At 70.9% G+C, this 14,873-nt stretch carries 14 protein-coding genes; 8 read left to right on the forward strand and 6 right to left on the reverse strand.

Annotated features, from left to right (window positions below; genetic code table 11):
* Nucleotides 1–106: 106 nt before the first annotated feature.
* Nucleotides 107–1,753, forward strand: a complete 1,647-nt coding sequence (locus tag ABEA46_RS02035) for a DUF4407 domain-containing protein (protein ID WP_345542658.1) — start codon at nucleotides 107–109, stop codon at nucleotides 1,751–1,753.
* Nucleotides 1,754–1,846: 93 nt separating this feature from the next.
* On the opposite strand, the gene ABEA46_RS02040 is transcribed toward ABEA46_RS02035, so the two are convergent.
* Nucleotides 1,847–2,329, reverse strand: a complete 483-nt coding sequence (locus ABEA46_RS02040) for an RrF2 family transcriptional regulator (RefSeq protein ID WP_345542659.1) — start codon at nucleotides 2,327–2,329, stop codon at nucleotides 1,847–1,849.
* 82 nt (nucleotides 2,330–2,411) lie between these two features.
* Between ABEA46_RS02040 and ABEA46_RS02045 the strand changes: the two genes are divergently transcribed.
* The 6 genes from ABEA46_RS02045 to ABEA46_RS02070 all read left to right on the forward strand — a co-directional run bounded on the left by ABEA46_RS02045 (nucleotide 2,412) and on the right by ABEA46_RS02070 (nucleotide 9,270).
* Nucleotides 2,412–3,155, forward strand: coding sequence for an SDR family oxidoreductase (locus tag ABEA46_RS02045; RefSeq protein WP_345542660.1), 744 nt, complete (start codon nucleotides 2,412–2,414; stop codon nucleotides 3,153–3,155).
* Between the two features lie 243 nt (nucleotides 3,156–3,398).
* A complete protein-coding gene (locus tag ABEA46_RS02050; protein ID WP_345542661.1) occupies nucleotides 3,399–5,132 on the forward strand; it encodes an ABC transporter ATP-binding protein in 1,734 nt (577 codons plus the stop codon).
* Nucleotides 5,129–7,264, forward strand: a complete 2,136-nt coding sequence (locus ABEA46_RS02055) for an ABC transporter ATP-binding protein (protein ID WP_345542662.1) — start codon at nucleotides 5,129–5,131, stop codon at nucleotides 7,262–7,264. The genes ABEA46_RS02050 and ABEA46_RS02055 overlap by 4 nt, the downstream gene beginning before the upstream one ends.
* Nucleotides 7,265–7,327: 63 nt before the next feature.
* Nucleotides 7,328–8,341 carry an aldo/keto reductase family protein gene (locus tag ABEA46_RS02060; RefSeq protein ID WP_345542663.1) on the forward strand — a complete coding sequence of 338 codons (1,014 nt, stop codon included), beginning with the start codon at nucleotides 7,328–7,330 and terminating at the stop codon, nucleotides 8,339–8,341.
* Nucleotides 8,342–8,343: 2 nt separating this feature from the next.
* Entirely contained in the window at nucleotides 8,344–8,832 is a 489-nt protein-coding gene (locus ABEA46_RS02065) for an NUDIX hydrolase (RefSeq protein ID WP_345542664.1), read from the forward strand.
* A gap of 72 nt (nucleotides 8,833–8,904) precedes the next feature.
* Nucleotides 8,905–9,270 (forward strand): VOC family protein, encoded by a 366-nt coding sequence (locus ABEA46_RS02070; protein ID WP_345542665.1) that lies wholly within the window; start codon nucleotides 8,905–8,907, stop codon nucleotides 9,268–9,270.
* A gap of 19 nt (nucleotides 9,271–9,289) precedes the next feature.
* Here ABEA46_RS02070 and ABEA46_RS02075 read toward each other — a convergent pair whose 3' ends face one another.
* Nucleotides 9,290–9,577, reverse strand: a complete 288-nt coding sequence (locus tag ABEA46_RS02075; RefSeq protein ID WP_345542666.1) for a hypothetical protein — start codon at nucleotides 9,575–9,577, stop codon at nucleotides 9,290–9,292.
* A gap of 91 nt (nucleotides 9,578–9,668) precedes the next feature.
* Between ABEA46_RS02075 and ABEA46_RS02080 the strand changes: the two genes are divergently transcribed.
* Nucleotides 9,669–11,135: an aminotransferase-like domain-containing protein gene (locus ABEA46_RS02080; protein WP_345542667.1), complete on the forward strand. Its 1,467-nt coding sequence runs from the start codon at nucleotides 9,669–9,671 to the stop codon at nucleotides 11,133–11,135.
* A 10-nt stretch (nucleotides 11,136–11,145) separates the two neighbouring features.
* Here the strand turns inward: ABEA46_RS02080 and ABEA46_RS02085 are convergent, their stop codons facing one another.
* From ABEA46_RS02085 to ABEA46_RS02100, 4 genes are read right to left on the reverse strand one after another with little or no spacing between them, the layout of a single operon-like run.
* A complete protein-coding gene (locus tag ABEA46_RS02085; RefSeq protein ID WP_345542668.1) occupies nucleotides 11,146–11,676 on the reverse strand; it encodes a ribonuclease H family protein in 531 nt (176 codons plus the stop codon).
* Nucleotides 11,677–11,686: 10 nt separating this feature from the next.
* Entirely contained in the window at nucleotides 11,687–12,181 is a 495-nt protein-coding gene (locus ABEA46_RS02090; protein WP_345542669.1) for a GbsR/MarR family transcriptional regulator, read from the reverse strand.
* Between the two features lie 20 nt (nucleotides 12,182–12,201).
* Entirely contained in the window at nucleotides 12,202–13,815 is a 1,614-nt protein-coding gene (locus ABEA46_RS02095) for an ABC transporter permease (protein ID WP_345542670.1), read from the reverse strand.
* The gene (locus ABEA46_RS02100; protein WP_345542671.1) at nucleotides 13,812–14,780 is read right to left on the reverse strand and encodes an ABC transporter ATP-binding protein; all 969 of its coding nucleotides are present in this window, start codon (nucleotides 14,778–14,780) and stop codon (nucleotides 13,812–13,814) included. The genes ABEA46_RS02095 and ABEA46_RS02100 overlap by 4 nt, the downstream gene beginning before the upstream one ends.
* Between the last annotated feature and the right edge of the window lie 93 nt (nucleotides 14,781–14,873).

Here is a 14,873-nt window from a genome sequence, read left to right on the forward strand (position 1 = left end):
GAGCCGTGGATGCCGGGCGCCCGGCATCCACTATCCACCGGCCTCCGCCGGGCTGCGCTGGGCATTCATGCACCAGTCGTCCAGGTGGCGTGCGTACGGTGTTCGGATGTCTTACTCCGCACATCGGCCGGGCAGGTTCGGCTCCGACGGCCGTATCGAGTTCGAGACACCGGGCTCCGAGCCCGAGGATCTGTACGTCGATGACGTCCGCGCCGCGCAGGCGCGTGCTGCGCAGGACGCCGATGCCGAGGCTCCCGACACGCCCGCCGTGGCCGACACCGCGGACGACGGCCCCGAGGACCCGTACCCCGCGACGCGCGACCTTCTGGAGGACGCGCTCGCGATGAACCCGACCCAGCCGGTGGCGGTGACCGCCCCGTCCGAGGCGGACCAGGCCGACACCGTCGTGATGCCGGCCACTGCCGACTGGGGCGCCGTGGGCGAGGCATCCCCCTCCGAGGACGCGCCGAGCGAGCCGGCACCGCCGGTCACCCCCGTGAAGCCGCCGAAGCCCCCGAAGCAGCCGCGCGTCACGCGCGAGCGCGTGCCCGGATCCGGCTGGCGGCGCCTGGCCATCCTCGGCGGCGCCGACGGCAGCGTGCTCGACCAGGTGCCGACCGAGACGTCGCGCTTCGTGCAGATGTTCTTCGTGCTCGCCGGCACCGCCCTCGTCTCGGCGATCTCGATGATGTTCGCCCTCATGACCGGTGTGCGGGTCGCGGCATGGTTCGCGGTGCCGCTCGCGATCGTGTGGGCGCTCATCATCTTCAACCTCGACCGCTTCCTGACCTCGACGATGCGCTCCACGCGCAACATCGGCAAGCTCATCGGGATGGCGATCCCGCGAGTGATCATGGCCGCCATCATCGGCATGGTCGTCGCCGAGCCGCTCGTGCTGCAGGTGTTCCACAGCGACATCGCGCGCGAGGTCAACGCGACCAACCTCGTGCAGGCCCAGTCCGATCAGGACGCCGTCACCTCCGGCCCCGAGAAGAAGGCTCTGGATGCCGCGCGCGAGCGTGTCTCGACGCTGGAGAGCCAGGCGGCCAGCGGCGTGGTGGCCGGCGCCGACACGACCTCGGCGGCCACGGCCTCGGCGCAGGCGACTGTCGACGACCTCACCGCCAAGCTCGCCGCGCAGCAGACGGTCATCGACCAGGCGCGGGCGATCTATCAGTGCGAGCTCACCGGCCAGGGCGCCGGCGAGGTGGCCGGCTGCACGGGCGTCGCCGGCGAGGGCGCGAGCTCGACGGCGGCGAAGGACCAGCTCGCCGCCGCTCAGGCGTCGTACGACGATCTGGCCACCAAGCTCCGCACCGCACAGGCCGATCTCGCCGACGCGCAGTCCGCCGGCACCGCCGACGCCGGAGCGTCGGAGGCGCAGAACAAGAAGCAGGCCAAGGACGAGCTGCCCTCGGCGCGCGAGCAGTACCAGACCGCGCTCGCGGCATACAACGCACGGGCCGCCGAGATCGCCGGCGGCAACGCCGGGGCGACCGGTCTGCTCAGCCAGATCAGCGGGCTCGAGCGCCTGTCGCAGCGTGAGCCGACCCTGATGTGGGCGCACTGGCTCATCGCCGGGCTGTTCTTCATGATCGAGCTGCTGCCGGTGCTGGTGAAGGCGATGACGAGCTACGGCGACCCGACCCTCTACGAGCAGGCCGACGCCCTGCGCAAGCAGGTGGCCCTCGACAAGGTCACCGCCCGCAGCTGGCGCGAGCGCGCCGACATCGCCCAGGGCGGCGAGGCCTGACCCGCTGAGCCTTCGGGGAGGGGATGCCGGGCGCCCGGCATCCCCTCCCGCTTTCTGCACGAACGAACCGAGCGAGAGGTGGGGCGGCGCAGCTCAGGACGTGGGTGAGACCAGCCAGCCGCGCACCCGCGACAGCACATCGGGGCCCGAGTCCCGGTCGACTGTCGCGACCAGGTCGGCGACGCTGACGCCGGCCAGCGACGTGCGCCAGGCCTGCTCGGCGGCGAGCATCGCCCGGTGGACGGCGCACGCGCGCAGGCAGTCCTCGGGGGATGCCGCCAGCGGCCCGCGCTGGCGCACCTCGGTGCACACGAACTGCGGCTCGCGGCCCTCGATCGCCAGGACGATGTCGAGCACCGAGATCTCGGCGGCCGGCCGCGTCAGCACATAGCCGCCGGACTTGCCCTGCACGGAGCGGACGAGCCCGGCCCGCGCGAGGGCCTGCATCTGCTTGGCCAGGTACGACATCGAGACGTCGTTGAGTCGCGCGAGCGTCGCGGCGGGAACCGGTTCGGTCACGCCGGTGAGCGCGACGCAGCAGTGCACCGCCCACTCGACTCCACCCGACATCTTCATGTCAGAAACACTACTTGACTCGGATACAGGTTGTCCGAGTAGATTGAACTCGGACAACATCAATCCGAGTTTGGAGTGACTCATGAAGATCGTGGTGCTGGGTGGAACGGGACGCATCGGCGCGCGAGTGGTGGCGCTGCTGACCGAGCGCGGTCACGAGGCCGTCGCGGCCTCGCGCTCGACCGGCGTCGACGCCGTCGCGGGCACAGGGCTGGACGAGGCCTTCGCCGGTGCGGACGCCGTCGTCGACGCGACCGAGTCGTCGGCGTGGGACGAGCAGGGCGTGATCGACTTCTTCACGGCCGCCACCGGCAACGTGCTCGCGGCCGAGGCGCGGGCGGGCGTCGCGCACCACGTCGCGCTGTCGATCGTCGGGATCGACCGCAACCCCGAGGCGCGCGGATACCTCGCCGGCAAGGTCGTGCAGGAGCGGCTGGTCGCCGAGAGCCCCGTGCCCTCGACGATCGTGCGTGCGACCCAGTTCTTCGAGTTCCTTCCGCAGATCGCCGACGCGAGCACCGTCGACGGCGAGGTGCGCATCGGCACGGCGCTGATGCAGCCGGTGGCGGCCGAGGCCGTCGCACGCGCTCTCGCGGACGCGGCAGAGGCGCCCGCCGGCGGTGCTGTCGACGTCGCCGGGCCCGAGCGGGCGCCGCTGGGCGACTTCCTGCGGCGCGACCTGGCCGCCCGCGGCGACGCCCGCTCGCTCGTCGTCGACCCGGCTGCCGGGTACTTCGGCCGCGTCGTCGGCGAGACGAGCCTGGTGCCCGTCGGCGACGCCGCGATCGACGACGTCACGTACGAGGAGTGGCTCGCCGCGCGCTGACCCGTGAAGAATGGATGCCGCACCCGGCCGCGCGAGGAGCCGGGGCAGCGGCATCCACTCTTCACAAATCACGATATATCGTGTTACTGTGACGGGCGGATGTCGGCGGCCACGGCATCCCGCGTCCACAATCCGCCCTCCGCGAACGGGCCTGCCGCGATGTCGGCGGCTCGTGCCAGGGTGGGAACACACCACCTCGAAGCGCGCACTTCCGCGTGCTTTTCCGCGCCCCAGGGGATCCTCGTGCTGGCAAAACTCCTCGTCCGATATCTCAAACCATATGGCTGGCTGCTGCTCGGCGTCCTGCTGTTCCAGTCCGCCTCGGCCATCGCCTCGCTGTACCTGCCGAGTCTCAACGCCGACATCATCGACAACGGCGTCTCGAAGGGCGACACCGACTACATCTGGCGCACCGGCATCGTCATGCTGACGGTGTCGCTGGGGCAGATCGTCGCCTCCATCATCGCCACCTGGTTCGCCGCGCGCGCCGCGATGAAGCTCGGTCGCGACATCCGCGACGACATCTTCGAACGTGTCTCGGGCTTCTCCGAGCGCGAGGTCACCGGCTTCGGCGCCGGCTCGCTCATCACCCGCAACACCAACGACGTGCAGCAGGTGCAGATGCTCGCGATGATGGGCGCCACCTTCCTGGTGACGGCGCCCCTCCTCGCGATCGGCGGCATCATCCTGGCGATCGAGCAGGCCGCGAGCCTCGCGTGGATCATCGCGATCTCGGTGCCCGTGCTGCTCGTCGTCGCCGGCCTGGTGATCGCCCGCATGGTGCCGCTGTTCCGCAGCTACCAGGGCAAGCTCGACGGCGTGAACCGCGTGATGCGCGAGCAGCTCACCGGCATCCGGGTCATCCGCGCATTCGTGCGCGAGCCCATCGAAGAGGAGCGCTTCCGCGAGGCCAACACCGACATCATGGTCGTCGGCCGCAAGGTCGGCTCGCTGTTCGTCGTGCTGTTCCCCGCCGTCATGCTGATCCTCAACGTCACCGTGATCGGCGTGATCTGGTTCGGCGGCATGCAGGTCGACAGCGGCGAGATCCAGATCGGCACGCTCTTCGCGTTCATGCAGTACGCCATGATCATCCTCTCGGGCGTGATGATGGCGAGCTTCATGACGCTGATGATCCCGCGCGCCGCGGTCTCGGCAGAGCGCGTGGGCGAAGTGCTCGACACCCACTCGTCGCTGGCGCGTCCGGCCGACGCGGTCTCGGAGTTCCCGGCGCCGGGCACCATCGAGTTCCGCGACGTCGCCTTCACCTACCCGGGCGCCGAGCACCCGATCCTGTCGGGCATCAGCTTCCGGGCGGCGGCCGGCGAGACCGTCGCGATCGTCGGCTCCACCGGCGCCGGCAAGACCACCCTGATCTCGCTGATCCCACGACTGTTCGACGTCACCGGCGGCGTGGTCGAGGTCGGTGGGGTCGACGTGCGCAAGGCCGACCTCGAGGCGCTGTGGAGCACGATCGGCCTGGTGCCGCAGCGGCCGTTCCTCTTCACGGGCACGATCGCCTCGAACCTGCGGTTCGGCCGCGAGGATGCGACGGACGCCGAGCTCTGGCGCGCGCTCGAGATCGCGCAGGCGAGCGACTTCGTCAGCCAGATGGAGGCCGGACTCGACGCTCCGATCGCCCAGGGCGGCACGAACGTGTCGGGCGGGCAGCGCCAGCGGCTCGCCATCGCGCGTGCCATCGTGCACCAGCCGAAGGTGCTCGTGTTCGACGACTCGTTCTCGGCGCTCGACCTCACCACCGACGCGCGGCTGAGGCAGGCGCTGTGGCGCGAGCTTCCCGAGGTCACCAAGATCGTCGTCGCCCAGCGCGTCTCGACGATCACCGACGCCGACCGGATCGTCGTCCTCGATGACGGCGGCATCGTGGGGATGGGCACGCACGAGCAGCTGCTCGAGACCAGCCAGACCTATCGCGAGATCGTCGAATCCCAGCTCGGAGCGGAGGTCGCCCGATGAGCGACGAACAGCGTTCGACCAACGAGAAGACCACCCGGCGCGTGCGCAAGGCCGTCGCCGAGCTGAGCGCCGAAGAGAAGGCCGAGATCGAACTCGGCGAGCAGGCCCGCATCGCGGCCGACGACTGGAGCGGCGCCGTCGCACCGGGCAAGGCCGCGCACTTCTGGCCGTCGTTCCGCCGGCTCATCGGACTGCTGCGCCCGAATGCCTGGGCGTTCGTGTTCGTCTCGCTCCTCGGCTCGATCGGCGTCGTGCTCGCCGTGCTGTCGCCGAAGGTGCTCGGCGAGGCGACCAACATCCTGTTCGAGGGCGTCGTATCGTCCCTCGCTCCCGCGGGCGCCACGAAGGAGCAGGTCGTCGCCGGCCTCGAGGCGCAGGGCCAGCAGGACCTCGCCAACATGGTCTCGGCGATGGAGCACTTCGTACCCGGAGCCGGGGTCGACTTCATGGCCCTCAGCCGCGTGCTGCTCATCGTGCTCGCGCTGTACTTCGCTTCGTCGCTGCTGATGTGGCTGCAGGGCTACGTCATCAACGTGATCATGGTGCGCGTCATGTGGCGCCTGCGCGAGGACGTCGAGGCGAAGATCAACCGCCTGCCGCTGCGCTACTTCGACCGCGTCCAGCGCGGCGAACTGATCTCGCGCGTCACGAACGACATCGACAACATCACGCAGATGATGCAGCAGTCGCTGTCGCAGGCGCTGACCAGCGTGCTGACCGTCATCGGCGTGCTCATCATGATGCTCACCATCTCGTGGCAGCTCACGCTGGTGGTGCTCATCAGCTTCCCGCTCATGGGCGTGCTGTTCGGCGTCATCGGGCCGCGCTCGCAGAAGGCGTTCGGCATCCAGTGGCGCAAGGTCGGCCGCCTCAACGCGCGCGTCGAGGAGTCGTTCTCGGGTCACGCCCTGGTCAAGGTCTACGGCCGCGAGCAGGCCTCGCGCGAGGCGTTCCGCGACGAGAACGAGGAGCTCTACCAGGCCTCGTTCAAGGCGCAGTTCCTCTCGAACATCATGATGCCGGCGATGATGTTCATCGGAAACCTGACCTACGTGGGCATCGCGGTCTTCGGTGCGCTCATGGTCGCCGGCGGCCAGCTGCGGCTCGGCGACGTGCAGGCCTTCATCCAGTACTCGCAGCAGTTCACGCAGCCGCTGGCCGAGCTCGGCGGCATGGCCGCGGTCGTGCAGTCCGGCACCGCGTCGGCCGAGCGCGTGTTCGAGCTGCTCGACGAGCCCGAGCAGGAGCCCGACGCCGCGGACGCCCCGGCACCGGCCGAGGGCGACGGCACGATCGAGTTCCAGGACGTCGCGTTCTCGTACTCGCCCGAGCGGCCCCTCATCCACGACCTGTCGTTCCGGGTCGAGCCCGGCCAGACTGTCGCGATCGTGGGGCCGACGGGCGCCGGCAAGACGACGCTCGTCAACCTGCTGATGCGCTTCTACGAGCTCGACGGCGGCCGCATCCTGCTGAACGGGCAGAACATCGCGGAGCTCACGCGCCGCGACATCCGTGCCGAGACCGGCATGGTGCTGCAGGACCCGTGGCTGTTCGCAGGGACCATCCGCGAGAACATCCGCTACGGCCGCGCCGACGCCACCGACGACGAGATCCTCGCCGCCGCGCGGGCGACGTACGTCGACCGGTTCGTGCACTCGCTGCCCGACGGGTACGACACGCTCCTCGACGAGGACGCGTCGAACATCTCGGCCGGCGAGAAGCAGCTCATCACGATCGCACGTGCGTTCGTCGCGCAGCCCTCGGTGCTGATCCTCGACGAGGCCACCTCGTCGGTCGACACCCGCACCGAGCTGCTTCTGCAGCACGCGATGGCGGCGCTGCGTGAAGGACGCACCTCGTTCGTCATCGCGCACCGCCTGTCCACCATCCGCGACGCCGATCTCATCCTCGTGATGGAGAACGGCGGCATCGTCGAGCAGGGCACGCACGACCAGCTGATCGCAGCGAAGGGCGCGTACTTCCGCCTGTACAACTCGCAGTTCGAGCAGGCCGCAGCCGACCTGGACGAAGAGGCGCGGCTGCTGGCCGAGGCCGAGGGCGTCGGCGAGCCCGGCGAAGCGAGCGAGCCGAGCGAGGACGCCAGCGAGGGAGAGACCGCCCCCGTCCTCTGACGCTGCGTGTCGTCGAACGTCTACCCGCCCCGGCATGCCCGCCGGGGCGGGTAGCGTTTTCTCATGGTCAACTACCGATATCTCGGAAACAGCGGTCTCAAGGTCAGTGAGATCACCTACGGCAACTGGGTCACCCACGGCTCGCAGGTCGACGACTCCGCCGCGATCGCGACCGTCCACGCGGCGCTCGACGCCGGCATCACCACGTTCGACACGGCCGACACGTACGCCAACACCGCCGCCGAGGTCGTGCTCGGCAAGGCGCTCGCCGGCCAGCGGCGCGAGTCGCTCGAGATCTTCACGAAGGTCTACTTCCCGACCGGGCCGAAGGGCCCGAACGACACCGGACTGAGCCGCAAGCACATCTTCGAGTCGATCAACGGGTCGCTGAAGCGCCTCGGCACCGACTACGTCGACCTCTACCAGGCGCACCGCTTCGACTACGAGACGCCGCTCGAAGAGACCTTCCAGGCCTTCGCGGACGTCGTCCGCCAGGGCAAGGCGCTCTACATCGGCGTCTCGGAGTGGACCGCCGAGCAGCTGCGCGAGGGCCAGGCGCTCGCCAAGAGCTACGGCGTGCAGCTCATCTCGAACCAGCCGCAGTACTCGGCCCTCTGGCGGGTCATCGAGGGCAAGGTCGTGCCGGCGTCCGAGGAGCTCGGCATCTCGCAGATCGTGTGGTCGCCGATGGCGCAGGGCGTGCTGTCGGGCAAGTACCTGCCCGGTCAGCCCCTGCCCGACGGCTCGCGCGCGACCGACGAGAAGAGCGGCGCCAACTTCATCAAGTCGTTCCTGCGCGACGAGGTGCTCGAGTCAGTGCAGCGCCTGAAGCCCATCGCCGAGCAGGCCGGGCTCTCGATGCCGCAGCTCGCGATCGCGTGGGTGCTGCAGAACCAGAACGTGGCGTCGGCGCTGGTGGGGGCATCCCGTCCCGAGCAGCTCGCCGAGACCGTCAAGGCCTCGGGCGTCGTGCTCGACGCCGACACCCTGGCCGCGATCGACACCGCCCTCGGCGACGTCGTCTACCGCGACGCCGAAGACACCTACACGGTGTCGCCGAAGGCCCGGCTGGTCTGACCATGGTGACGACCAGCGCCGGCGTCCTGCTGTACCGGCTCGTGCCCGACCTCGAGGTGCTCATCGCACACATGGGCGGACCGTTCTGGGCGAGCAAGGATGCCGGCGCCTGGTCGATCCCGAAGGGCGAGTACGACGAGGCTGAAGAGAGCGCGCTGGATGCCGCGAGACGCGAGTTCCGCGAAGAGCTCGGCATCGATCCGCCCGCGCCGCCGTACGCCGAGCTCGGCACCTTCGCGTACTCCTCGGGCAAGCGCGTGACGGTGTTCGTCGCCGAGGGGTCCGCGCTGTCTCTCGACGGCCTCGAGTTCGGCGAGTTCGAGCTGGAGTGGCCGCCGCGGTCGGGCCGCCTGGCGCGCTTCCCCGAGGTCGACCGCGTCGAATGGGCGGGACTGGATGCCGCCCGCGACCGCCTCGTGAAGGGCCAGCGCCCCGCACTCGATGCCCTCGCCGCGCACGTGGCCGCGGCATCCGCTCCTCCCGAGGGCTGACCCCAAGGGGGCCTTGTGCGGCGGTGACGACGGGGTGAGACTGACCGGGTCGAATGCACGAGAGGACCCACCATGGCTCACGGCGACATCACCCACATCGACATCCCGGTCAGCGACTTCGAGAAGGCGGGCGCGTTCTACACGGCGCTGTTCGGCTGGCAGATCGCAGAAGTGCCCGGCTTCGAGGGCTACCCCATGTGGCAGGCGCCCAACAAGATCTCGGGCGGCGGACTCGCGCCGCGCGACGAGGGCTTCACACAGCCGCGCTCGTACGTCGAGGTCGACTCCATCGACGAGACCCTCGCCAAGGCGAAGGACGCCGGCGGCAAGGTGCTGACCGAGAAGAGCGAGATCTCGCCCACGAGCTGGTGGGCGGTGATCGAGGACCTCGACGGCAACACCATCGCGCTGTACGAGGGCACCACCGACGCCGGCTGACCTGTCGGCCTCGAGCGGCTCAGCCGAGGACGACGAGAGCGGATGCCGCTGCCCGGGCGTTCGCGGCGCGTGCGGGCACCACGCGCCGGTCCGCCGCGGTCAGCAGTGCGCCGTGCGCGCTCACCCGCCGATCACCCGCCGACGGGTGCCGCCGGAGGTGGCCGGCGATCGCCCGTACGAGGGCGACGACGGAGGCCGGGCGCAGGTGTTCGACCTCTGCGCCGGTCAGCGACGCCTCGATCGCCGTGAGCGTGATGCGCAACGCCTCGTCGTGGCAGCGGGCATCGTCGGCCGCGATCCACGCCATCAGTTCGCGAATGGTCCAATCGGCAGAAACTGGACCGACCGGGGCGAGAACGCTGGTGTGAGTGCGGAACATTGGACCAGAATGCGGTGTCATGACGACTGCCGACAGGGCCAATGAGCGGCTGGTGGACCATCGGGTGGCCCTCGGCGGCACGGTCGAGGCATCCCGGCTCGCCGCGCGTCTCGGACGATGGGCCCACGGCGACGGCACGCTGACGGTCCGGCTGGCGCAGGCGATCGCCGCACTCGTCGAGGGCGGCGAGCTGCGTCCCGGGGATCGGCTGCCGCCCGAGCGGGGCCTCGCGACCGCGATCTCTGTCTCGCGCGGCACCGTCGTGGCCGCCTACGCGCTGCTCGCCGAAGACGACCTCGTCGAACGGCGGCAGGGGAGCGGCACCCGCGTCGCGGGGCATCACACCGCCGCGCTGCCCGCGCGTGAACGCACGGCGCGCGGCGAGGGGCTGTTCTCGGCGCTGCCGTCCGGGATCGACCTGCTGCGGGCCGTGCCCGCGATGCCGCAGCCCGCGCTCGACGTCGTGCGCGCGCACACCCCGGTGCTCGACCCCGTGACGCTCGCCGAGACCGATCCGGCGGGCCTGCCGATGCTGCGCGCACGCGTCGCCGCGCTGCTCGAAGAGGAGGGCACGCCCGCCACGGCAGCGCAGATCCTCGTCACGCACGGCGCGCAGCAGGCCATCAGCCTCGTCGTGGACGAGCTCGTGTCGCCGGGCGACATCGTGCTGACCGAGTCGGTCACCTGGCCCGGACTCGCCGATTCGGTGCGGCGGCGCGGCGGTCGCGTGCACGGCATCACGATCGGGCCCGACGGCATCGACGTCGACGAGCTCGAGGCGGCGATCGTCGCGCTGCGGCCCGTGCTCATCGCGGTGAACCCGCACCATCACAACCCGACCGGCACGCGGCTGCGGGCCGTGGGCCGCCAGCGGGTCGCCGACCTGTCGGCCGAGTACGGCGTCCCGGTGCTCGAAGACCGGGTGCTGGCGCACATCTCGTTCGACGGCGTCGTGCCTCCCACGCTCGCCGCGCTGCGCCCCGACGCTCCCGTCATCGTGGTCGACTCGCTGTCGAAGTGGTGCTGGTCAGGACTGCGGGTGGGCTGGCTGCGGGCCGACCCGGTGCTGGTGCGCCGCCTGCGCAGCGTGCGGCAGCTCGTCGACCAGTCCACCAGCGTGCCGGCGCAGCTGCTCGCCCTCGACCTCGTCGACGAGGCCCGCGCGCTGCGTCTCGCGGTGAGCGAGACGCATGCCGTGGCCGCGGCTCACGTCGCGGCGGCGATCGACGAGCACCTTCCGGGCTGGCAGGCGACCCCGCCGCGGGGCGGCCTCGCGATGTGGGCGCGACTGCCGGTCGGGTCGGCGACGGCGTTCGCGCGTGTCGCCGCGATGCACGGCGTCTCGGTCGCCGGCGGCACCGAGTTCACGGCATCCATCACGTACGACGATCACATCCGGCTGCCGTACACCGCCCCCGAGCCCGTGCTGAACGAGGGCATGCGCCGCCTGGGCGAGGCCTGGCGCGAGTACCGCGCGCAGCTCTGACGCGCGGCGGTCAGCGGCCGTTCTTCGGGCGCGCCGAGACGTCGATGCGGTCCTGCGCGCCGAGCGACGACCACGCGCTCGCGACGCCCTTGGCCGCGTGCTCGGACGCGCGCACCGCGCGCTCGTCGGCCCACGCGTTCAGCACGTGGCCGGAGTGCCCGCGCACGTGCTCGAGCACGACATCGGGCAGGCCCGCGGCGCGGCGGGCGTCGCGCGCCGCGATGAGCTGCTCGAGGATGTCGACGTTCTTGGCGGGGGCGCCGGTCGAGGTCTTCCAGCCGCGGCGGCGGTGACCGTCCATCCACTTCGTGTACGTGTCGATCGCGTACTTCGAATCGGCCTGCACGGTCAGCTGGGCGACGTCGGCGTGGTCCTCGATGGCCTTGAGCAGCCCCATCAGCTCACCGATGTTGTTCGTGCCGACGGGGATGGCGCCCGCGGCCCAGTGACCGTCCTCGCCGACCCACGCCCACCCGGTCGGGCCGGGGTTGCCCTTGCAGGCTCCGTCGGTGGCAACGATGTAGCGGGGCGCGTCTGTCACTCGGGCAAGGCTACCCGGCCGTGGCGACGTCGCCGGCCTCGGGCTCGGTCCCGCCGCGCTCGGACCGCCACTCGGCGGCGAGCTGCGGCATCCGCACCGACAGGTACCGCAGGAAGTCGGCGATGTCGTGCGCCCTCGCCGCCGAGGCCGGTGCCGGATTCTCGTCGGCGATGCGGTCGAGGTATCCGGCGAGGTTGGCGTACAGCGGGGCGTTCGCCGCGATCATGCCGGTCCAGGCGTCCTCGGTGAGATCGTAGCGATCGCGCCGATCACCCGGCCGCGATCGGCGGTGGATGAGGCGCAGCGAGACGAGGTATCGCACGGCACCCGAGACCGCCGCGGCCGAGACGCCGAGCCGTTCGGCGAGGTCGGCGGCGGTGTAGCCGTCGTCGGGGGCGCCGGCGAGCGCCATCATGACGCGCGCCGGCATGCGGGGCATGCCGACGGCCGCGAGCATGGCGGCCGACTGCTCGGCCGCCTCGACTCCCGCGTGCTCCGCTGGCATCCGCACCCCCTCCGTCGAGGCTATCCGTTCGTGGCCAGCTGGCGCCGCCGCATGAGCACGAGCGCGCCGCCCGCGAGCAGGACGGTCGCTCCGAGCAGCCACCAGCCGCCCTTCATGTCGAGGTCCCCGCCGTCGACGGTGGGGGCCGACGTGAACGGCGACAGGTTGATGACGGCATCCGGCAGTGCGAACAGCGCGCCGAACAGGCCCAGCATCAGACCGCCCAGCACGAGCACCCACGCCAGCGCGATCGTCACGCGCGGAGCCACGACGAAGACGAAGGCCGTGATCGCGAGGAACACGGATGCCGCGACAGCCTGCCCGAAGCCGGCCAGCACCGCGTCGCGCACGAGGTCGGTGTCGCCCTCCTTGAGCGCGCCGAGCCACGCGCCCAGCACGCCGAAGGCGCACACCGCGAGCACGCCGGCGAACGCGATGAGGAGGTACCCGCCGAGCCACCGCACGCGGCCGACCGGCGCAGCGAGCACGAGCTCGGCCGTGCCGTGGGTCTCTTCCTGCCGGGCGCGCGACACCGTCTGCACGGCCGCACACGCGGCGAGCACGCCGACGATGAGGAAGAAGATGACGACCATGCCGGCCTGCAGGCTGCCGTTGTCGGACAGCGCCGACAGCACGTTCTGCAGCGCGGGGATGTCGGTGCCGAGATCGCTGACGACCGACGCGAGGCTCGTCGACAGCAGGCCGGTGAGCAGGCCGCCCACGCACCATCCGACCAGCGAGCCGCGGCTCAGCCGCCACACCAGCCCGATCGGCGCCGACAGCGAGGCGTGCGCGTACAGGCGGCCGGGGCGCTGGGCGATGAAGCTCTCGCCGACGTCGCGCAGCGGCTGCAGCACGAGAGCGAGCACCGTGAGCACGACACCGGTGCCCAGGCACAGCAGGACCGGCCACCAGGCGTCATCCGCGAACGGGCGGGCGTTCTCGGCCCAGCCGAAGGGTGACAGCCACGTCAGCCACGAGCTCTCGATGCGCTGCAGATCCTCCGACGGCGTGCCCAGCGCGTTGCCGATGCCCGACAGCAGGAACGTGATGATCAGCACCCACACCGACAGCGAGTTCGCCCCGCGCGAGGTGCGCATGAGCTGGGCGGCGACCAGCGCCACGCCGAGGAACACGAGCCCCACCGCGCCCGCGGCGACCCCGGCGATGACGGAGCCCGCGGTGTCGAAGCCCGAGCCGGCGTACACCGCGATCACGAGCACGGCGAGGATCGCGTTGGCGGTCACACCGTGGAGGATCGTCGCGATCGTCGGCGCGGTGCGGGCGGCCGGCGTCGCCGAGACGAGTTCGGCGCGACCGAGCTCCTCTTCGGCGCGGGTGTGCCGCACCGCGAGGAACGACGACATGAACGCGGCCATCATCGCGAGGAACGGCAGGATCAGGAACAGCGTGAACGCCTGCCGCTCGGCGCCCGAGGGCAGGCCGCGGAAGAGCATGATGACGGGGTTCGCCGCCACCGCGACGAGCACCTCCTGCCGGTCCTGCAGTGTGCCGTACGACTGCTCGACGCCGCTCACGGCCGAGGCTGCGAGCGCAGCGGTGCCGAGGATCCAGAGCGTCAGCTGCAGCCAGTCGCGGCGCATCCGCTGGCGCAGCAGGGAGGGAACGGTCATCGCGACGCTCCCGCGGTCTCACGGTCGCCGGACGTGCCCGCACCGTCCTGGGCGGCCTCGTCGGCGGCGAGCTCGTCGCCGTAGTGGCGCAGGAACAGCTCTTCCAGCGACGGCGGCGCGATCCGCAGGCCGGCGGCCTGCTGCTGGGCCAGCGCAGGAAGGGTGGCCGCCACGGCGTCACTGTCGACAGTGAACTTCACGCGTCCCTCTTCGACGGAGACGTCGTGGGCTGCGGCGATGCCCGCCGCCGCGGAGGCGTCGCTGCCTTCGAACGAGATCTCGGTGCGGGTGAGGTGGCGCAGCTCGGCGAGCGTGCCGGACTCGACGATGCGACCGGCGCGGATGATCGACACCCGGTCGCACAGCTGCTCGACCTCGGACAGGATGTGGCTCGACAGCAGTACGGTGGCGCCGGCATCCCTCACGCGGGCGATCTCGCGGCGGAACATGACCTCCATCAGCGGGTCGAGGCCGCTGGTGGGCTCGTCGAGGATGTACAGGTCGGCGGGCACCGCGAACGCGGCGATGAGCGCGACCTTCTGGCGGTTGCCCTTCGAGTACGCGCGACCCTTCTTGCGCGGGTCGAACTGGAAGGCCTCCATGAGCCGCTGGCGCTCGGTGCGGTATGCGCTCTCACGCTTGCCGACGCCGCGCAGGCGCGAGAGGAAGTCGATCGCCTCGCCGCCAGACAGGTTCGGCCATACGCTGACGTCGCCCGGCACGTACGCGATGCGGCGGTGCAGCTCGACGCTGTCGTTCCACGGATCCTTGCCGAAGACGGTCGCCTCGCCGCTGGTGCCGCGGGCGAGCCCGAGGAGGATGCGGATGGTGGTGGACTTGCCGGCTCCGTTGGGTCCGAGGAACCCGTGGATCTGGCCCTGGTCGACGGTCAGGTCGAGACCGTCGAGGGCGTGGACGCGGCCGTAGTGCTTGGTGAGGCCGCTGGTGCGGATGACTGTGGACATGCGGCTGACGCTACGCCGGTTTCACAATTTCGTGAATACTCCTCACGCTATCCATACGCCCGACGGCTTGTTGTATACCGTGAGAGGGTAGAC

Origin of the sequence: Microbacterium jejuense (assembly GCF_039544225.1) — a bacterium.
Taxonomy (GTDB): domain Bacteria; phylum Actinomycetota; class Actinomycetes; order Actinomycetales; family Microbacteriaceae; genus Microbacterium; species Microbacterium jejuense.